17 protein-coding genes and 1 tRNA gene are annotated in these 20,825 nt (G+C 38.3%); 10 read left to right on the top strand and 8 right to left on the bottom strand.

What is annotated here, in order from left to right:
* The 8 genes from ABIC84_RS02990 (at position 1) to ABIC84_RS02955 (ending at position 10,899) form a co-directional block, all read left to right on the top strand.
* Complete coding sequence (locus tag ABIC84_RS02990; protein ID WP_426587136.1) at positions 1-1,107, top strand: glycosyltransferase family 4 protein; 1,107 nt, start codon at positions 1-3, stop codon at positions 1,105-1,107.
* On the top strand, positions 1,101-2,351 hold the full coding sequence (locus tag ABIC84_RS02985; RefSeq protein ID WP_429262615.1) for a hypothetical protein: 1,251 nt from the start codon (positions 1,101-1,103) through the stop codon (positions 2,349-2,351). Before ABIC84_RS02990 ends, ABIC84_RS02985 begins: the two co-directional genes overlap by 7 nt.
* A 211-nt stretch (positions 2,352-2,562) precedes the next feature.
* Entirely contained in the window at positions 2,563-3,642 is a 1,080-nt protein-coding gene (locus ABIC84_RS02980) for an acyltransferase family protein (RefSeq protein WP_426587132.1), read from the top strand.
* Between the two features lie 78 nt (positions 3,643-3,720).
* Positions 3,721-4,779, top strand: a complete 1,059-nt coding sequence (locus ABIC84_RS02975; RefSeq protein ID WP_426587130.1) for a glycosyltransferase family 4 protein — start codon at positions 3,721-3,723, stop codon at positions 4,777-4,779.
* On the top strand, positions 4,776-5,894 hold the full coding sequence (locus ABIC84_RS02970; RefSeq protein WP_426587128.1) for a glycosyltransferase family 4 protein: 1,119 nt from the start codon (positions 4,776-4,778) through the stop codon (positions 5,892-5,894). The genes ABIC84_RS02975 and ABIC84_RS02970 overlap by 4 nt, the downstream gene beginning before the upstream one ends.
* Positions 5,895-6,015: 121 nt before the next feature.
* Positions 6,016-7,359 carry a sugar transferase gene (locus tag ABIC84_RS02965; RefSeq protein ID WP_429262614.1) on the top strand — a complete coding sequence of 448 codons (1,344 nt, stop codon included), beginning with the start codon at positions 6,016-6,018 and terminating at the stop codon, positions 7,357-7,359.
* A gap of 134 nt (positions 7,360-7,493) precedes the next feature.
* A complete protein-coding gene (locus ABIC84_RS02960; protein ID WP_429262613.1) occupies positions 7,494-10,148 on the top strand; it encodes a family 78 glycoside hydrolase catalytic domain in 2,655 nt (884 codons plus the stop codon).
* A 112-nt stretch (positions 10,149-10,260) separates the two neighbouring features.
* Positions 10,261-10,899 carry an MgtC/SapB family protein gene (locus ABIC84_RS02955; RefSeq protein WP_426587122.1) on the top strand — a complete coding sequence of 213 codons (639 nt, stop codon included), beginning with the start codon at positions 10,261-10,263 and terminating at the stop codon, positions 10,897-10,899.
* Positions 10,900-11,128: 229 nt separating this feature from the next.
* Here ABIC84_RS02955 and ABIC84_RS02950 read toward each other — a convergent pair whose 3' ends face one another.
* The 8 genes from ABIC84_RS02950 to kdsA form a co-directional block, all read right to left on the bottom strand.
* Positions 11,129-11,944: a helix-turn-helix domain-containing protein gene (locus ABIC84_RS02950; protein ID WP_426587120.1), complete on the bottom strand. Its 816-nt coding sequence runs from the start codon at positions 11,942-11,944 to the stop codon at positions 11,129-11,131.
* Between the two features lie 52 nt (positions 11,945-11,996).
* A complete protein-coding gene (locus ABIC84_RS02945; RefSeq protein ID WP_429262612.1) occupies positions 11,997-13,034 on the bottom strand; it encodes an SDR family NAD(P)-dependent oxidoreductase in 1,038 nt (345 codons plus the stop codon).
* A 299-nt stretch (positions 13,035-13,333) separates the two neighbouring features.
* Positions 13,334-13,415: transfer RNA gene (locus ABIC84_RS02940), tRNA-Leu, on the bottom strand.
* 93 nt (positions 13,416-13,508) lie between these two features.
* Entirely contained in the window at positions 13,509-14,297 is a 789-nt protein-coding gene (locus ABIC84_RS02935) for a helical backbone metal receptor (RefSeq protein WP_426587116.1), read from the bottom strand.
* 1 nt (position 14,298) lies between these two features.
* Positions 14,299-15,702 carry an undecaprenyl-phosphate glucose phosphotransferase gene (locus tag ABIC84_RS02930; RefSeq protein ID WP_426587114.1) on the bottom strand — a complete coding sequence of 468 codons (1,404 nt, stop codon included), beginning with the start codon at positions 15,700-15,702 and terminating at the stop codon, positions 14,299-14,301.
* A 211-nt stretch (positions 15,703-15,913) separates the two neighbouring features.
* Positions 15,914-17,245 (bottom strand): nucleotide sugar dehydrogenase, encoded by a 1,332-nt coding sequence (locus tag ABIC84_RS02925; RefSeq protein WP_429262611.1) that lies wholly within the window; start codon positions 17,243-17,245, stop codon positions 15,914-15,916.
* Positions 17,246-17,874: 629 nt separating this feature from the next.
* Positions 17,875-18,810, bottom strand: a complete 936-nt coding sequence (locus tag ABIC84_RS02920; RefSeq protein WP_429262610.1) for a KpsF/GutQ family sugar-phosphate isomerase — start codon at positions 18,808-18,810, stop codon at positions 17,875-17,877.
* 25 nt (positions 18,811-18,835) lie between these two features.
* Positions 18,836-19,612: a 3-deoxy-8-phosphooctulonate synthase gene (kdsA, locus tag ABIC84_RS02915; protein WP_090527319.1), complete on the bottom strand. Its 777-nt coding sequence runs from the start codon at positions 19,610-19,612 to the stop codon at positions 18,836-18,838.
* Positions 19,613-19,950: 338 nt separating this feature from the next.
* Between kdsA and ABIC84_RS02910 the strand changes: the two genes are divergently transcribed.
* Together ABIC84_RS02910 and ABIC84_RS02905 are read left to right on the top strand one after the other, a co-directional pair.
* A complete protein-coding gene (locus tag ABIC84_RS02910; RefSeq protein ID WP_429262609.1) occupies positions 19,951-20,280 on the top strand; it encodes an ArsR/SmtB family transcription factor in 330 nt (109 codons plus the stop codon).
* A gap of 6 nt (positions 20,281-20,286) precedes the next feature.
* Complete coding sequence (locus ABIC84_RS02905; RefSeq protein ID WP_090527313.1) at positions 20,287-20,706, top strand: VOC family protein; 420 nt, start codon at positions 20,287-20,289, stop codon at positions 20,704-20,706.
* The last annotated feature ends 119 nt before the right edge of the window (positions 20,707-20,825 follow it).

The raw sequence follows: 20,825 nt of genomic DNA, 5'->3' as shown, positions 1-20,825 counted from the left end.
ATGATAAAGATAGCAGTTGACGGCAGACCCCTACAAGGAGAATTAAGTGGAGTTGGTAAATATTTGCTAGAAATGGTACTATCCCTTTCTAGGCAGCTATCAGAGTGTTCAATCTATATCTATTCTAACACAGCAATATCTTTTGATTTTGCTTCATTTCGCAATATAACTATTGTTATTGATAGTCGCTTTAAGCGCGTTAAGCCACTCATTTGGAGTAAGTTTTTATTAGCACGACTAATAAAAAAAGACGGTTGTGACTTTTCTTTGTTTGGTGGCAGTTTTTGCACAATGCAAAAACTGCCCGGCAAAAAGATCTCAATTGTTCACGATTTGAATCATATTCTTGCCAAAGAAACGATGAGTCGCCTTCATTATCTTACTCATTTTCTTTTCTTTAAAAAAGATATACAAAAAGCCAACTTTTGTATAGCCAACTCAAATGGCACTGCCGGTAATCTTAAGCGGGTTTATAACATAATCCCTGATTTTATTTTGCATCCCCCTATTGGAAATCATTATAGGGTTATTAACAATGACGAAGTTAAATCTGTACTTAAAAGTTTAGATATTGATTATCCCTACATTCTTACAGTCGCAACTCAAGAACCTCGTAAAAATCTTGATAAAACAATAAATGTTTTTTTGAATCTAAAAAAGAAGAAACTACTCAATGGATATAAATTATTGCTTGTTGGCGGCCGAGGTTGGAAAAATCAAGAACTACAACAATTAATAAATGAGAATAAAGATAGTATTATACAAATGGGTTACACAGAGGAAAAATATTTGCCCTACCTCTATAATGGAGCAGCAGTGTTTGTATTTCCCTCCAAATATGAAGGATATGGAATGCCGGTGACGGAGGCTATATTATGTGGCAAAAAACCAATAGTGAGCAACATTGAAGAATTGCATGAAGCATCAAATGGATATGCTTCATTTATCGATCCTGAAAATGCTGAACAATACACTACCGAAATATTAAAAGCTATAAATAATCACGAAGTAATAGATCCCGCTGTTTATAGTAAATTGAGGAACAATTTTGATATTGAATTTAAAAACTTAGTACTACAATTATCTAATGTGTTACTAAAATGTTGATAATTTTTATTTCGTTATGTATATTATCAATAGGAAGTTATTTTATCTGGTTTAGCAGATATAATATTCCAGCCCATCTTGAATTGGCTTTTATTTTTACGAGATATTTGGTTCCTATATTTTTGGTAAATGAAATATCAAATTTCGATGATGAAATTCTACAGCTTTATAAAAACATACTCATCATTGGCGCGGTATTTTATTTGTTAGGTATGATTCTTGGGAATCTTATTCCCTTAATTAAAGTAAAGAAATTTTCGTGGCAGGTAATTAGCGAGGAAGAATATAGTGAGCGAGTTAAATTAGTAACACGATATTTCTTTTATTTTGCTGTAATAGGCTTTATAATTAGTTACATGATAATGGGTTTTATACCCATGTTTGCAAGTAACCCATTGAATGCCAAATTTTTCCGCGGGGAGTATCAGGCTCCATACATGCGGATTGCAGTACTTTTTAGAGCAGCTAATTTTGTTATGTACAGTTTACCTCCTCTATTATTAGTTATATGGTATCATTTCAGAAAGACTATTAATTTATTTTATCTATTAATAGTGATTTTATTGATAGCGTCGACATTGACAAGGGGAAATATCTTTTATGGTTTACTATTGGCTATAGGTGTTATTTGTGCATATAAAAAGAAGTTATTTAAATATTATATTTTATCGATAATTCTGATTTTTTCGATCGGAAGCATATCCTTTTACCTTATTGGTTTAATATTTCATAGTGACATGTTACTAGCTATGTACGAAAAGGATAATATATTTGAAACCATCGCATTAGGAGCACCCGATGTGCTAGATCATCTTACTTTTTTAAAATCATTTAATAATACCCCTCTTTATACCTATGGACGTACTTTTTACGGTGGGTTAATTCCGGGACACTACAAATGGAATCCAGCAGTTTGGTCGTTAATGGTAAGTAATCCAGATGGTGATTTAAATGAGATTACGTCTGGCGGCTTACGTTTACCATTACCACTTTGGGGCTACGTTTCATTTTCATGGACAGGAGTTGTTTTATTGAGCTTTTTTTCGGGCTTAATTAACGGTTACTTGATAAAAGCGATAAAAAAAATGATAAAGGAAACGCAAAGTATAATAGTAATAACCGTTGTAATATTACTTTATGTAAACGTCTATACGCAGTTCGTTACATTTTATGCTTTAAGCATGTATTCAATACCTGTATTTGCTTTCATGGCTTTTTACATGTACCGATTTAAGTTGAAATGATAGTTAACAGGGTTAGATTTTCAAAGAAGGGTTTATTTCTTTCCTTATATCTTGCAGTTCAGTGGCTTGCGCCGCAGCTACAACTTAGTTTTAGCAGAACGTGTTTTGTAAAACACCGTAATATCCGATAGTAAATAAACTATTAAATCCTTATACCGATAATCCTATATTAAATAATAATATTATAAACTTTAACTCAATTAATAACATAATGGTAGTAAAATACAAATCAAGACTGCAATGGATAGATGCGTTACGTGGTATTGCAGCTATAATGGTTGCTATATTACATTTGTGGTTGTTTATGAAACAAGAGATGATCGATACTCACACGAAAACCTCAGAAGTCCTTTCTGTTTTTATTTCAGGTTTCTTTGATTTCGGAAAAATAGGAGTAGTTGTATTTTTCTTAATAAGCGGGTACGTTATCCCTTATAGTCTTTATAAGGCCAGTAACAAAAAATTTTTAATTAGCAGGTTTTTCAGATTATACCCAGCCTATTGGATATCGATACTTTGCTTTTGTTTGGTTTCTGGTATTCCTGCTATTAAAAGCTTACTTATAAACGCCACAATGTTTCAAAAATTTGTTGGGATTGAAGATTTGGTCGGAGTTTATTGGACGCTGCAAATAGAATTAATATTTTACATAAGTTGTCTGATTTTACATCGATTTAATCTGTTAAATAATGATAAGTTTATAGTGAAATTATTTTATGGACTTCTTTTTTCAGGCTTAATTATGGCTACATTCAGATATAAATTGGAACTGAAATTACCTGTAGCGTTATTGCTCGGATTAGCTATAATGTTTTTGGGTATGTTATGGCGCAAAAGTACGCTGGAAAAAAGTCTGTATGTAAACGCCAAAGTTTTTAGGCAACTAATAATTATACTTATTATAGTATTGATTCCTTTAACCTTGTTAGCTTATTCCAAAAACTTTGGTAATAATGAAGTTTGGTATAGATACTTAATTTCTTATTTAACAGCTCTTTTATTATTTAAACTATTTTCACATTATAAATCGCCAAGCAGATTTTTAACGTATCTGGGGAGTATAAGTTACTCTATGTATTTGCTTCATCCAATAGTTGGAATAGATTTACCTGTTAAACTATTTACACAACAATATTGCAATTCTCATAAGTTTTTATTTGTTGCTTTATTCTGGATATTTTCTTTAACGGCATCTTCTATTTGTTATTATTTAATTGAAAAGCCATGTATTCGATTAGGCAAAAGATTATCCGGGTTAAATATTACAGAAAAGGTAGTTTCTACAATATAGTTTATTCTGAAAATAATTTACATGGATGCTAAAGGATGAATGTGATAATTATTTGTACATGTCAATTATAGAGTTAAAATGGATATAATTATTAATTCCAGATTTCTCACCCAAAAGCTCACAGGAGTACAGCGTTTTGCTATTGAGATAGCAAAACAATTAAAAGTGATGATTCCGGGGATTATATTTGTGGCTCCGTCTAACATCATTCACCAGGATCTGGCTCAGCAGCTTGGTGTAATCGTCATAGGAAAAAATAAAGGGGTTATATGGGAGCAGATTGATTTACCATTATATTTAAAAAAGAACAGCAGCTCCTTACTTATCAACATGTGCAATGTTGCGCCGCTATTTTACAACAATCAGGTAATAACCATACATGATGTTGCCTTTTTAGTTAATCCACAGTGGTTTAGCAAAAACTTTGTAAGGTTTTACAAATTCCTGATACCAAAGATAAGCAGGAAAGCTAAGCTCATATTCACCGTAAGTGATTTTTCAAAAACTGAAATTGTAAAGTACCTCCATGTCGAAACCGCAAAAATAAAAGTGATATATAATGGCATATCTGAACTCCCCTCTCCTACACCTGTTAAAGCAGATCACGGCAAGTATATATTGGCTGTAGGATCAATAGATAAAAGGAAAAACATACAGAACCTTGTGCAGGCCTTCGGATCAATAAAACACAGAGGTATTAGACTTATAATAGTCGGAGACAGCAACCCGATTTTCAATAACGAAGATAATGCGCATCTTGATGCACATCCTGATATTATATTCACCGGGCGTGTTAACGACCACGAACTTGCAGGTTTATATAGCAAAGCAAGTTTATTTGTCTATCCAAGTTTATACGAAGGTTTCGGAATTCCGCCGCTTGAGGCAATGGCTCAAGGCTGCCCAACATTAGTATCTGACATAGACAGCTTACGTGAAGTTTGCGGTGATGCCAGTGTTTATGTAAATCCGCTCGATGTTGCGGAGATTTCGAAAAGTATCGATTTACTTATTGAAGATGTGGCATTATGCAGGCGTCTTGTTGAAAACGGAAAACAAAATATAAAGCGGTTTAGCTGGGAAACTTCCGCCAGGCAAATTGTCAATTCCATTACTGATTTAATTACACAACCTTGAAAGTCGCATTAGTACACGAATGGCTTACCGTAATTGGGGGCTCTGAAAATGTTTTTAAAGAAATTGCCGCATTATATCCAGATGCGGATATTTATACGCTTGTAGCCCGCGAGGAAACCATTGTTAAGCTTGACCTTTCCGGGCATAAGATAAACACTTCATTTATTCAAAAACTGCCATTTGCAAAAACTAAATACCGGGCCTACCTGCCTTTATTTCCTTTGGCCATTGAGCAGTTTGATTTATCAAGCTATGATCTGGTTATATCATCCTCACATGCTGTTGCAAAGGGAGCTTTAACCAATTCAAACCAAATGCATATTTGTTATTGTCATTCGCCAATACGCTATGCCTGGGACTTGCATCATCAATATTTAAAAGAATCTGGGTTGGACAAGGGCTTGAAAGGTTTCATAGCAAAATATTTGCTACACCGCATCCGGCAGTGGGATATTATAAGCACCAACCGGGTCGATCATTTTATAGCTAATTCAAATTACATAGCCAAACGAATTAAAAAGATCTACGGCCGTGAAAGTACGGTTATATACCCCAACGTAGCGACAGAAGATTTTTTACCTGTTTATGAAAAAAAGGATTACTATGTTACCTGTTCCCGGTTTGTTCCTTATAAAAAAATTGATCTGATTGTGCAGGCCTTTGCCCAAATGCCTGATAAAAAATTATTTGTTATTGGTGAGGGGCCTGATTTTAAAAAGATAAGCAAATTAGCTACCTCAAATACATCCTTACTTGGATATCAATCATTTGATGTACTCAAAAAATACCTGGCCGAAGCTAAGGCCTTTGTGTTTGCAGCCGAAGAGGACTTTGGTATTTTACCCGTTGAAGCCCAGGCCTGTGGCACTCCTGTGATTGCCTTTGGTAAAGGGGGCGCGTTGGAAAGTGTTGTGGAAAATAAAACAGGCTTATTCTTCTATGAACAGTCTGTTGAAGCCATTAAAGAGGCAGTGGAGCGTTTCGAGGTTAACGAATCGTTATTTAATTATAAAGAAATTACCCGGCACGCTTCTTCTTTTTCAACAGATATATTTAAAAATGAGCTATTTATCCAAATTAATAATAAAACACAAAATAAAATAAAGAATAATTAGTTTTTAATTGTAGCGTTCCCTACGAATACCCCGTAATTAAGTTTAACAAACATTGATTTTATTTAAAAACGATTCGTTTTAGTAAAATTATTATATTTGCACAACTTAACCCTGATCGCAAATGCGCTACTCTAAATTACTTCAGCCATTCACATTTTTTAGTGATTTAATCTTATTAAATATTGCATTGCAGTGTGCCCACCTGTTTATATTTACATTCTATTCGTCAGAAATACAGTCAACTGATTTTTTATTATTAGTTAACTTAACCTGGATTACTATCGCTTCGGTAACTAAAAACTATATAATAAAGAGGCCCCTGATATTAAGTGACAATTTAAGCAAATTCATGTCCTCTATCATATACCACCTGGTAATGGTTCTGGGGATAGTATATTTCTTTAAGCTTTACGAGGTAAGCAGAATGGTGATGTTTTGCACATATTTTTTGTTTTTCATCTTCATAGTTGTTCAGCGCTCCCTAATCTTTTTCACACTTGATTACATTCGTAAAAAAGGCTATAATATTAAACATGTTATCATAATTGGCAATGCGGATATCGTTAACCGGGTAAAAAAATCATTTTCAAGGCATCCGGAGTACGGGTATAATTTTATTACCACCATACCCGAAGAAATGATTGAAACCCTGCCCCATGAAATACTATTTGACAAAATCCTTGAAGCCAGGCCAGATGAAGCATTTATATGCTACAAATTTATGGATCAGCTTTTATTGAATAAGCTGGTTGACCTGGGCGATCAGCATTCCATTAAAATTAAACTGGTTTCTGACCTTGTGCTTGATAACAGCTATGCCAGTATCGTTAATTATGAAAATCTTCCTGTAATACAGCTCTCTTCTTCTATTGAGCTCAGCCTGAAGATTATTTTTTTCAAGCGCTGTTTCGATATTATGTTTTCCCTTTTTGTAATGATCCCGGGGCTCCCTGTGTTTATTGCATTAGCCATAATAACTAAATTAACTTCAAAAGGCCCGGTTTTTTATCGTCAGGAAAGAATTGGCAGAAATCATAAACCTTTCAGGATGTACAAGTTCAGGAGCATGTACGTAAATTCAGAGCAAGCCGTGCCGATGCTATCAAAAGATAAAGATCCCCGAATTACGAAATGGGGTGTATTTTTACGCAAATCCAGACTGGATGAATTACCCCAGTTTTGGAATGTTTTAAAGGGCGACATGTCTATCGTTGGTCCCAGACCAGAGCGGCAGTATTTTATTGAACAACTCATAGAAGAATCACCTAACTACAAAAAGTTATTTAAACTCAAGCCGGGTCTCACCTCTATAGGACAAGTAAATTATGGCTATGCCGAAAATGTTCAGGAAATGCGTCACCGGGTTCGTTATGATCTTATATATTTAAAAAACATCAACTTTAATAACGACTTAAGCATAATTTTCCAAACTATAAAAGTGATGGTTCAACTTAAGGGAAAGTAAACATTATTCAAAAACCCGGAATAACGATCTTCTCGAAGATATAATAAGTATTCAAAAGACAGAGCAGGATGGTAATGAAAGCATCCTGCTTTATTTTTATAAACCAATTTACCGGTTACCCTACACATTAAATTATGAGAACACCATTTTTTATTGGATGTTTTTTATTTTCATGGCTCACTACCTCGGCACAAATTGTTGTAAAAAATCTTTTAACCGAAAACCTGAAAAACCCAATTTGTATTGATGCACACAATCCGCGCTTTAGCTGGCAACTTGCAGAAAAAGATAACAGACCCGTCGGCCAACAAGCTTATGAAATACAAGTAGACTCAGCCTCGTTCAGCGAAAATAATGCAACTCCGTTATGGTCGAGCGGAAAAATAACATCAAATCAATCAGTGTACATACCTTATCGCGGCAAAACGCTGCTATCATGCCATAAATATTTTTGGCGGGTAAGGATTTGGGATAATAACGGGATACGTTCAGGTTGGAGTGATCAGGCATTTTGGAGAATGGGCCTGCTATCGGCTTCTGATTGGCATGCCCAATGGATTAGGCCAGCCTTAAATGATACAGTTAACGCTCCCGCTCCTTTGCTGAGAACTAATTTTTCATTAAACAAAAAAATAAGGGAGGCCACAGCTTATATAACTTCGCATGGCTTTTATGAAGCACAACTAAACGGGCATAAAGTAGGCGACAGCTTCCTTACACCAGGATGGACAAGTTATAATAAAAGGTTACAATATCAGGCCTATGATGTTACAGCTCTGTTAGCCCAGGGAGAAAATGCCATGGGTATTACACTTGGCAGCGGTTGGTACCGCAGCCCGCTGGGCCCGTATACACCCAGGGCTAATTTTTATGGCGATAAAACAGCGGTTTTAATGGAGATGAGGATCATCTTTATCGATGGCTCAGAGAAAATCTTATCGTCAGATCAAAGCTGGAGATCATCTACAGGAGCTTTACAATTTGCTGAGATCTACAACGGCTGTATTATTGATACGAGGTTAGAAAAATCAGGATGGGCAAAGCCCGCCTTTGATGACCATGACTGGCATCCTGTAATCATAATGCCATACGCTAAAAACACCCTTATTGCTACTTATAACGAACCCGTTAAGCAACATGAAACATTTAAGCCAATAAAGGTCATAACTACGCCACGCGGTGTAAAGGTGATTGATTTTGGTCAAAATCTGGTGGGTTGGGTAAAAGTTACACTGAAAGGCCATCCGGGAGACTCAATTAAAATTGCTCACGCAGAAGTGCTGGATAAAGCAGGCGAATTTTATACAGAGAACTTACGGGCGGCAAAGGCCGAAAACACTTATATAATAAAAGATACCTTAAAACGTACATTTGAGCCACAATTTAGCTGGCAGGGTTTCAGGTACATTAAGGTTAGCGGTATAAAAGGCGCATTAAATCCAGATGACTTTACTGCTGTAGCTGTCTATTCGGATATGAAAGCTACCGGGAGCTTTTTATGCTCCAACCCCTTGCTTAATCAATTGCAACACAATATCCAATGGGGACAGAAAGGTAACTTTCTTGATGTACCAACAGATTGCCCGCAACGCGATGAGCGCTTAGGCTGGACAGGCGACGCGCAGGTATTTTCACGTACAGCGGCATTTAATATGGATGTTCACAATTTCTTTACCAAATGGCTCAAGGATGTAGCTGCCGACCAGTATCCAGGCGGTAGTATCCCCTTTGTGGTCCCTGATGTGTTTACAAATGGCACAAATGAGGTTGGCGGCAGTTCAGGATGGGGAGATGTGTCAACCATCATCCCATGGAATATGTATTTTGCATATGGAGACAAAAAGATTTTAGAAAACCAGTTTCAGAGCATGAAAGCCTGGGTTAATTATATCCAAAAGCAAACCAGGAACAATTTATGGGTGACAGGTAATCATTTTGGCGATTGGTTGTTTTATAGTGTGAATAACGACAGGGATGGTACATCTGCGATAACCAATAAATATCTTATCGCACAATGCTTCTATGCATATTCAACCCAAATACTGATCAACAGCGCCAAAGTTTTAAACAAAACAACGGACGAGCAATATTATTCAAAGCTGTTGCTCAAAATAAAACGGGCATTTGTGAACGAATATGTCACCGCTAATGGCCTGATCTCATCAGATACCCAAACAGCATATGTATTAGCTTTGGAATTTGATATGCTGCCGGTAAACTTGAGAGAGCAGGCTGCGGCCCGGCTTGTTAACAACATTCGGCTATACCGGGATCACCTAACAACGGGTTTTTTAGGCACTCCTTATCTTTGTGATGCCCTCACCAGGTTCGGCTACGCCGACATGGCGTACAAGTTATTATTGCAGGATACTTATCCTTCCTGGCTATACCCAATTAAACAGGGGGCTACTACTATTTGGGAAAGATGGGATGGTATCAGGACCGACGGCAGTTTTGAAGAGTCATCTATGAATTCTTATAATCATTACGCTTACGGGGCTATCGGCGATTGGATGTATCGGTATATTGCAGGTATTACGCCTGCCGCACCAGCCTATAAAAAAATAACAATCAAACCGGTAATTGGCGGCGGGCTATCATGGGCCGAAGGAAAATACGACTGCCCGTACGGAACCATCTATAGTAAATGGCAAATCACAGATAAGAAATTAGATATGATGGTAACTGTTCCGCAAAATACAACAGCTGATATTTTTGTTCCTGATTTTTCAGGAAATAATTACAAAAAATTCACTGTGGGCCCCGGTAATTATCATTACAGCAGATGACAGCGATCTGTCTCTGAAAACCGGGTACTCCCGCTACATAAATGATGAAACCCGGCAGGTTCAGGTATCTATAAAAATCATATATTCGATTACAATCAAATAAATTGAATTTATGGCTTTCGATATAGAAATCCTGATCAGGTTTTTACTGGCCCTTTTGTGGGGCGGACTTGTAGGTGCCGAAAGAGAATATCATGGTAAGGCGGCTGGCTTCCGTACCACCATCATGATATCTTTTGGAGCCTGTTTTTTTACCCTTATGTCAACAGCTATTGGAGCGCCCGGTAATGCAGACAGGATCGCTTCGAACGTGGTTACGGGGATTGGGTTCCTTGGTGCCGGCGTTATTTTCAGAGGCGAAAACCGGGTTAATGGCGTCACTACCGCAGCTACCATCTGGGCCGTGGCGGCAGTAGGCATGGGTATTGGAGCCGGTTACTACTTAGCTGCCGGGTTCGCCAGTATAATGATCCTGTTTATACTTTCTGTACTTCCTTTCTTTCAAAAGAAAATAGATTATTATAACCAATCCAAAACATTTTATATTAAATGTCCGGTCTCGGTAAATGGTATCATTTTGTGCGAAGATATGATGAAAGCTCATAAACTGAAATTCAGGATGATTAAGAGAGTGAAAGATGGTGACTATATGCTTTTAACATGGCAGCTCCATGGGCCTTCCATTAAAATGGATCTGTTCATCAACTCAATTAGCGATATTTCAGTTATCGAACATTTTGAGTTTTCATGATACCAATTGAAGCTGTCGTTCAGTTTGGAAAAAAATAGCGGGTTTTAGAATTAAAAAGGGCCACCCTTTTAAAGTGACCCCTTTCACAACTTAGACAAAGTTCTTGTATGGTGCACCTAACGGTACAGAATTCGAACCATTTTTTAAAGGATTTAGCTATCCTATGCGAGTTATCTGCCATTTAAGAACTTTTAATAACACAAAGTATCCTAAGAACAGTTGTTTCAATTTATTTAGCTTTTGACAATTCACTCGGCGTAAAACCAAATTGTTTTTTAAAGGCATATGAAAAGTGCGAGAGATTTTCAAAACCCGTTTCCAAATAAATTTCAGAAGGTTTGCGATTCTTTTCAGCCAATTGGTATCGGGCGAGTTCAAGCCTTTTTTTCGTGAGCCATTTCTGAGGCGTTGTACCATACACTTTCTTAAAATCACGCTTAAAGGTTGTTAAACTTCGGCCTGTCAGATAACCGAATTTTTCTATGGGCATGTTAAACATATAGTTACGCTCCATAAACTCGACAAGGTTAATTTTATGCGGCTCTGAAAAATCGGATAAAATATGGTCCATACTGTCATTTATAGATCGCAATATGGCTATCGCTTCCTGTATTTTCAACTCCGAAAGTTCGCGCGGTAATTTGTATTCCAGATCGAAATAAGGAAGCATTGAAGCAAAAAAACTGTCCAGTAACGGCCCTTTAGATAAAGGAATTATGGCATCAGTTTTAAATACCGTAAAGACTTCATTTTTTTTATGCTCGTAAAATGCTTTCAGCACATCTTGGGTTAGCTTTACAATAATCGCTCTGTAGGGCAAATCGTCTTTTCCCGTTTTTATGAGCCGGGCTAACCGGTTCTTAGGAAATAAAAAAGTTTCCCCAGCCTCAAAAAAATAAGCTTTATTAGATTCAATAACTTTCAATTTGCCTGACAATACCCGGACTACAGAATGCTCCTCAGCAACCAGTTCACTATTTTGGTGAACCGCTTCACTGCAGGTAAATACAATCTCTGCATAATTATTTATTTGCCGTATTGCCATAATACAAAAATAAGCAAATAAAGCCCAACAGCTTGGGCCCTATTTGTTTTGCTTATTGAACATCAAATTTTGTATCAGTAAGTTCCTCGCTCAAAACCCAAAGCCTTTGTGCCGCATTCGGCTCCAGGGCAAATGGTGCCACACCGAATGTCCCGCCAGGGTTGCTCTTTCCTGCGTTACTATCGTAGGCATCGGGATTGTAACTGGCAACTTCGACATCTTGCAGATAAACACCGCCTATATTTTGCAATTGCGGACTTGTAGCGGCCCATACTGTTGTGGCGGCACCTTGCTCTTTAGTCTTAGACATTTTCTGCATCGCTGCCTGGGCTTCTTCATTGGGTGTACCGTCAGCATTTACAGCACCCAAAGTAATAAAATCTTCAAAGGTTAGGTGCCTGCCCAAATTGGTATCCAATATTAGACCTGGATGCAGTGAATAAGCGCGGACACCTAACGGACGTGCCTTTTTATCGAGTTCTACAGTAAATAACATGTTAGCTGTTTTAGACTGGCCGTACGCCTCAAATTTGTTGTATTCTCTCGTATGATAATTAACATCATCAAAAAGTACAGGAGAATAATGGTGTGCCGAAGAGGAAACCGTCACCACCCTTGCCCCTTCTGTCTTCTTAAGCGCTTCCCAAAGTTTTGCTGTCAGTTGAAAATGTCCTAAGTGGTTAGTAGAAAACTGTGCCTCATAACCCCGGCTGTCACGTTGTAAAGGCGTCCACATGATGCCTGCATTATTGATTAACATATGCAATGGCCTACCTGATGCCAGGAATTTTTCAGCAAACAAAGTAATAGAGGCAGGTTCCGTTAGGTTCATCGGTTCCACTTCTACATTGGCAATTCCTTGAAGATTTAATTTTGCTTTTTCAATATCCCTGGCAGGTACAATTACTGTTGCACCTGCCTTAGACAACGTTTTGGTGACTTCCAGGCCAAGACCTCCGTCGCCGCCTGTTACAATAGCAATTTTTCCATTAAGATCCACTCCCTTTATAACATCAGATGTTGTGGATGCTGCGTTGAAGCCTGAACCTACCGGTTTTTGCAAAGCTCCATTAAGATTATTTTGTTCCATTTTATTTGAAATTTATGAAAGCAAAATTAGAAGGTAGCCTATTCAGATGTTTTGTTTTAAAGGCCGAAAAACTTTATTTATAAGGCCATAGAATCTAATGCGATTTTTAGGTCAGCCAGGCAATGAATTAGCATGTATAACAAAGATTTTTTGAACTTTCAGCAGTTGGATTGATGCCTGGACTCGAACTGCTAAATCACTAAAATACAAATACTTAAAAGAGGAAGTACATTAATAGCCTATTTATCGAACCAAAAAAGCCTTCAAAATCAATGACTTTGAAGGCTTTACACTTTTAGTGCGGAAGAAGGGACTCGAACCCCCACGCCGTGAAGCGCCAGATCCTAAGTCTGGTGCGGCTACCAATTACGCCACTTCCGCGTTTCTGATTTAACAGGCTGCAAAGATAGCGTTTTAAATTATACTTAAAAACATAATTTTCATTTTTTTGCTATCATGCTCATTTAGTAGGAATTAATTTTTCACAAGCCCATTTACCAGTTGTTTGAAGTATACCGGTGCATATAAAAGCCTGCTGCCATACCATGAAAACATTTCACCGTCTACCAAAACAACTTTAGCATTTGGTAAAAGCATCCTAAACTCCTCTATATGTTTTTGAGCGAATGGGTATGGCTCTGATGATAAAAAAACAACAGCAGGATTAGCCGCGACTAAAGCATCTGCATCACTCTCCGGGTAACGCTCCATCTCTGTTACATTGTTTAACCCACATATTTGCAGCATACTATCAATGAAAGTTCTCCTGCCGGCAAGCATATAGGGTTTACGCCAGATGAGATAGGCAACTCTCAGCCCTGTTACCGGAAGCTTTATACCGTTAAAACGACCATTGATTTCCGTGCAAAGCACGTTTGCCTGCTCGGGCTTGCCTATCATATCACCAATGCAAACAATCATTTGCAAAGCCGAATCCAGATCAAAAATATCACTGATCCAAACCGGGCATATATTCATTAACTCTTCTACCTGGAGACGGTCGTTCTCCTCTTTATTGGCGATAATTAAATCCGGGTTCAGCAATCGGATTTTTTCGACATCAAGCTGTTTAGTCCCTCCTACTTTCGTTGTTGAATTAAACCTATCAGCCGGATGGATACAAAATTTAGTAATGCCTATCACCTCAGCGTTTAAGCCAAGGTAAAAAAGCAATTCTGTTTGTGAAGGGACAACGGATATGATCCGCTTAGGGATTCCGGAAAGTTCAATCTTTCGGCTTAGCTGGTCCCGGAATACCGGCATGTTAAAACGCGTTCTTTTCGCCTTTAAACACGTTCCATACGGTCAGGAAGATAATCTTCATGTCCAGCAGGAACGACCAATTTTCAAGATACCAAACGTCGGCCTCCACACGTTCAAGCATAGCCTGTGTGGTTTGAGTTTCGCCCCTCAGGCCTGACACCTGCGCCCAACCTGTAATACCGGGTTTAAGAAAATGCCTTACCATGAAAGTATCAATAAGCTGCGAATATTGCTGCGTATGGCTAATCATGTGCGGCCTTGGGCCTACTACAGACATATTGCCTAATATTACGTTAAAGAACTGTGGCAATTCGTCGATACTTGTTTTACGGATAAATGCCCCGGATTTGGTTATACGTGAATCACCGCGTGTAGCTTGTTTTTTATCCGAATCGTGATTTACCCGCATGCTACGGAATTTATAGCATTTAAATGGCTTATTGTCCCTGCCCGAGCGCTCCTGTACAAAGAATATCGGCCCTTTTGACTCAAGCTTTATAATGATGGCTAAAATGGGGAATAACCAGCTAAAAATAAACAGGATCACAAATATTGAAAAACAGATATCAAACAAGCGTTTGATGGAGCGGTTCAGCATGTTTTCCAAAGGTTCGGGCCTTACGGATATAACCGGAATATGACCGAAGCTTTGTATAAAAGTTGGCTTTTTAGCGTAGTCGTAATATTCCGGCACAAATTTAAACCTGATCAGGTTTTTATCCGCATCCAGCATCAACTGCTCTATTTTCTCGGCTTCAGAGTTCGGTAGGGTACAAAATATTTCATCAACTTTATTATTGAGTACATAGCTTATACAATCATTAGTGCCGCCTAAATAAAGGCTTTGATCAAGTACGCTCTCTGATGCATCATCAAAAAAGCCAATAAGCCTATATCCACGTTCGGGGTTTTGTTTAAAAAAGCTATGCAGGTCTGACCCGATGCGGCCCCCGCCTATAATGATCACAGTACGTGTATCAATAAGCGTTGCGCGATCGCTTTTACGGATACTCAGGAATATTAACTTCCATAAACCAAGCAGGAAGCCGAATAATGCCAACGAATAAAAAAGGTATTCACGTGTTATAAAATACGCTTTGGTGCCTATCAATATAATGATAGTAAAGCAAATAAAGCTTACAAACAGCAGGTAAGTTTTAATTACGCCGCGATAAGTTTTAATTGAATCTTTATTCAGAACATGTTCATAAAGCCCGGTGATATTAGCTGATAGCAGCCAAATTAAATTAAAAACTAACACAATAGGCAGGTACTGCCTGTTGTTAATCCAAAAAATATATGAGCGGTCTTCGATGAAGTAAGAAATTACCATGCTCATATTAAGTATAATATAATCAATGGTAAGGTTCACTGCTTTAATAAAAGTAGCGTATCTGTGAATCATGTATATGTGCTTATGTAGTATGCAACCCTGCTAAAATTACTATAAATTATTTACTAATAACAATGTCATAATTAAATGAAGACACGGTTACGAATGTATTATTTCCACAGCCACAAAATTAGAAATTAAGAAATTTATTCAAAATGAATTCTCTGTTAACAGTAAGAAAAAAATGATTTTCTATGTGAAAAAACAACTGTAAAAACAACACTTACAACCGTCCGCTTACAACATCCTTGTTTAAAATGCCTTTTATATCATAAATTACCGATGATGGTTTATGTTTTAAGCTTGCATAGTCTAAATCATAAAACTCGCGATGTGCCACAGCCATAACAATGGCATCGTAAGCGCCGCTTAGCTGTCGGTAATTTTTCAATGTAGAGATGCCATATTCTCTTTTTACCTCATCCGGGTCAGCCCATGGATCATATATTTCACAGGTTGCGTCAAAACCATCAAATCCCTTAATAATATCAATTACCCTGGTGTTACGAACATCCGGGCAATTTTCCTTGAACGTAAAACCGAGCACAAGGATCTTTGAGTTTTTTACCGAAATATCATTCTTTACCATCAGTTTAATAACTTCAAGGGCAACGTACGAACCCATACCATCATTAAGCCTTCGCCCAGCCAGGATAATTTCGGGATGATAACCCATTTGCTGGGCTTTTGCTGCAAGATAATACGGATCGACTCCTGTGCAGTGCCCGCCTACAAGGCCTGGTTTAAAATTCAGGAAATTCCACTTGGTACCTGCCGCCGCCAAAACCGCATAGGTATCAATATCCATAATGTTGAATATTTTGGCGAGTTCGTTTACAAAAGCGATATTGATATCGCGCTGCGAATTTTCGATCACCTTACAAGCTTCTGCAACTTTAATGGCGGGGGCTTTATGTGTTCCTGCTTTTACTATTGACTGGTATAGGCTGTCAATAAAATCCGCAGCCTCAGGCGTTGAGCCCGATGTTACTTTTAAAATATTGGTCAACGTATGAACTTTATCCCCCGGATTTATACGCTCGGGTGAGTATCCTGCAAAAAAATCACTGTTATACTGCAAACCTGATTCTCTTTGTAAAACAGGCACACAAACATCCTCAGTTACACCGGGATAAACTGTTGATTCATAAATAACCACATCCCCCCTCTTCAATACACCTGCTATTGATTTACTTGCTTTGATAAGCAGGCTTAGATCGGGCCGGTTGTGCTGGTCGGTAGGTGTTGGTACGGAAACAATATAAACATTACAGGAAGCAATGTCTGTTATCTGCGATGTGAAAGTAAGTCCCTTGCTTTCATCCTTTAAATTTAAAACTGCGGATAGTTCGTCGCTACTGGTTTCAAGGGTACGGTCAAACGCGTTATTTAGCTCGTCAACCCGGCTTTGTTTAATATCGAAACCTTTTACAGGACATTTTTTGGCGAATTCCACAGCAAGGGGCAATCCCACATAGCCAAGACCTATTATTGCAATATGAATATTTGCAGGAGCCTGAAATTTATTAGTGATCGAATTTGATTGATCAGACATTTAATTTAACACGGTAGAATATGATAGATACCGGTAAAGATAATCAAATATTACCGAAATAGGCAATTCAAAACCATAGCATTACTGAATTCACTGCCTAAAGGATCACTAAAATGTTCATCATTTATAAATCCGGAAAATAAAAAAATGTCTTGGAAGAAACGAAATTGACCTAAATACAGGTAGAATAAGTAAATTACGGCCTATGTAAGGCTTTTTAATAACGATTTCCAATAAAATGAGAGTCCAGTTTTTTCTTGTTGTAATACCAGTAGTCATTCTTTTATTGATAATCTTGAATATTTTGTTTTTCTACTTATTTATTCGAATAGCAGTAAAACGATGCGTTGAGCCATATTTAAATAGTAAAGGCTATACTTTGGTTAATTACAAATGGGCGGGTTTTTGGGATACAGGTGATTTTAAAAATGAACAATTGAGTTTCGCCCTATTCAAAACCGGCCCAAAGTCTATATCCATTTTCTCGTATGTTTACTTTAACGATTTATATATAACCAAGAGAACGACCATTAAAATAGATCTTGTCGGTTTATCAATCGTGAAAGTAACTTATAGTAACAATATTTAACAATCTAAAAATAAGCAATTCAAATTCTTGAAGGCTATTTTCAGGCCGTATATATCTGGTAAACACCTGTTATTGATCGGCTTTGTGCAGAACCTACCAGTAAGGTGGTGATTTTTTTTTCAAGCATTAACTGCTCGGCATAGCCCACAAATTCATGCTCATCAATAATAACCGGGTTAACGGTCATGATTTCGGCGATGGTTAAGGTTGATGTATCAGGGTGTTTAAGCAAGGCCCGGCGAAGGTCGCCATCTGTAACCACCCCCTTAATCCGGGACGCGTCACCTACTATAACCATACCTAACCTACCTTCGGACATGCGCAGTAACAGGTCCATAAATGAAGCTTCCTCATTAATAAAAGGAAGCTTATCAGTCCGCATCAGGTCTTTAACCTTTACCAGCAGTTTGCGCCCAAGGCTACCGCCCGGATGAAAACGTGCAAAATCATGCTGCTGAAAGTTTCGCGACTCCATTAACGCTATCGCCAGGGCATCGCCCATAACCAGCGCCGCGGTAGTTGATGATGTAGGCGCCAGCTCGAGCGGGCAAGCCTCCCTTTCAACTTTTATATTAAGGTGATAACTGCAGTTTTTGGCAACGGTTGATATAGGATTACCTGTTATACCAATCATCACATTTTTATTCCATTTTAAATAAGGAATAAGTTTCAGCACCTCGTCGGTTTCGCCCGAATAGGATATCAATAAAACAATATCATTAGGGCCTACCATGCCTAAATCGCCGTGAAAAGCCTCTCCCGGATGTAAAAAAAAGCTCGGTGTACCTGTACTGGCCAATGTGGCAGCTATCTTTTTACCGATAAGCCCCGATTTGCCAATGCCAATAACAACCAGCTTTCCTGTTGATTTTAATATGGCATCAACAACCCTTGCAAACTCATCATCAATTGAGCAGGCTACCTGCTGCAGCGACTCTATTTCAATATCAAAAACCCTTTTTGCAATATCTTTCATGGATCCGGACATTCAGAACAAAAACTTACCCTACTAATGGTGCTAAAACCTTATCCAGTTCGTGCAGCTTAACCATGTTAGGGCCATCGCTCAGGGCATTATCAGGGTCGGGATGCGTTTCTAAAAAATAGCCATCGGCTCCAAAAGCCTTTGCTGCCAGCGCCATCATGGGCACAAAAGTACGGTCGCCGCCGGTTTTTCCTCCTGCGCCGCCCGGGCGCTGAACCGAATGGGTACAATCCATACAAACCGGGTGGCCAAAAGCTTTCATATCGTAAATATTCCTGAAATCGACAGCTAAATTATTATAGCCATACATATTGCCCCGCTCGGTTAATATCACCTGGTTATTGCCGGCTTCAATAACTTTTTGAGCCGGATAAAACATATCATGCCCCGAAAGGAACTGGGCTTTTTTTACGTTGACAATTTTACCGGTTTGAGCAGCCGCAACCAGCAGATCTGTTTGCCGGCATAAAAACGCAGGGATCTGCAATATATCGGCAACCTCGGCTACAATAGCTGCCTGGAATGGCTCATGAATATCAGTAGTAACCGGTAAACCAAAACGCTGCTTAACATTCATCAGCATTTCCATGCCTTTCTCTAATCCAGGGCCGCGGTATGAATGAATAGATGTGCGGTTGGCTTTATCAAATGACGATTTAAAGATTACCGGCACATTGTATTTCTGCCCGGCTTCGGCTACTTTTTCGGCAACAGTATATAATAACTCCTGGCTTTCCATTACACAGGGGCCAAGAATAAAGAACGGCTTTTGGCTTATTTGTTCAAACAGCATATTGTTAGGATCTATTTATCAGCCACAAAGATGATGATTTTTTTGAGAATCGTACAGAAGGGCCATTTCACTCCCGGGCAAACGCACATAAATAGGGTTAACAGGGTTAACACTTTTTTAAAATATTACTTACAAGATATTCATAATCAAATATTTATTTTTTTGAGGGGTTACACTACGCTAATGTTTTTGAGTGCTTAGGCAAGTCCGAATATTTAAATGTTAGCCCTGTACTTCTCCCCCTTTTTATCTAAAAATAAAAATATTAAAAAATTTGCGTAAGCGATTGCTTACATATGATTTTGTAAGCAATCACTTACATATTATATTTGATCTAGATGAGACGAGATGTTTTCCAGGCCATTGCCGATCCAACCCGCAGGGATATCATTAACCTGATAGCCTTTAAACCCATGAACCTGAATGCCATAGCGGATAACTTTGATGTGAGCCGCTCCGCTATATCCCAGCATATAAAAATTTTAACCGAATGCGGTCTTATAGCCATTAAGAAACAGGGCCGGGAACGGTATTGCGAACCCCGGTTGAAACAGCTTGATGAGGTAGCTCAATGGGTTGAGCGCTACCGCAAGGTTTGGGAAGAAAAATTTGACGCGCTCGACAATCTGCTCGAAGAATTAAAAAACAATGATAAACCTTTAAAATAATCAATTATGACGAAGCAATTCTGGATCAATCTGCCTGTAAAAAATGTAAATGTATCAAAAGAGTTTTTCAGCAAACTCGGCTTTCGGTTTAATTCGCAATTTGGTAACGGTCCAAATTCTGCAGCTATGCAGGTTGGCGAAAAGGATGTTACCGTAATGCTTTTTGACGAAAGCACATTTAAAGGCTTTGTTGAAAACTGTGGTCTTGCGGATACGGCCAAGGGAGTTGAAGTTCTGCTGTCTATCGACGCGGAAAGCAAGGAAGAAGTTGATGAACTGGCTCAAAAAGCTATCGAAGCCGGTGGAAAAAGCAATCACAAGCCCCGGGAAATGGATGGCTGGATGTACGGCTGCCTGTTTACCGATCCTGATGGCCATAGCTGGAATGTGCTGCACATGGATATGAGCAAAATGCCAGGGAGATAAAAAATCATTTTGTCGCTAATGCCCCCTTATCTCGTCGTTTTTGGACACTATTAGCCCTTGCCAGGGCAGGTAACTTTGAGATATCAAAAGCAACAAATTTTTAATCAATAAAAAACAGA

Source organism: Mucilaginibacter sp. 3215 (genome assembly GCF_050433785.1).
In the GTDB taxonomy this organism is placed as follows: domain Bacteria; phylum Bacteroidota; class Bacteroidia; order Sphingobacteriales; family Sphingobacteriaceae; genus Mucilaginibacter.
Note: the sequence above shows the minus strand (reverse complement) of the source record. Positions and strands in the feature narration are given on the sequence as shown.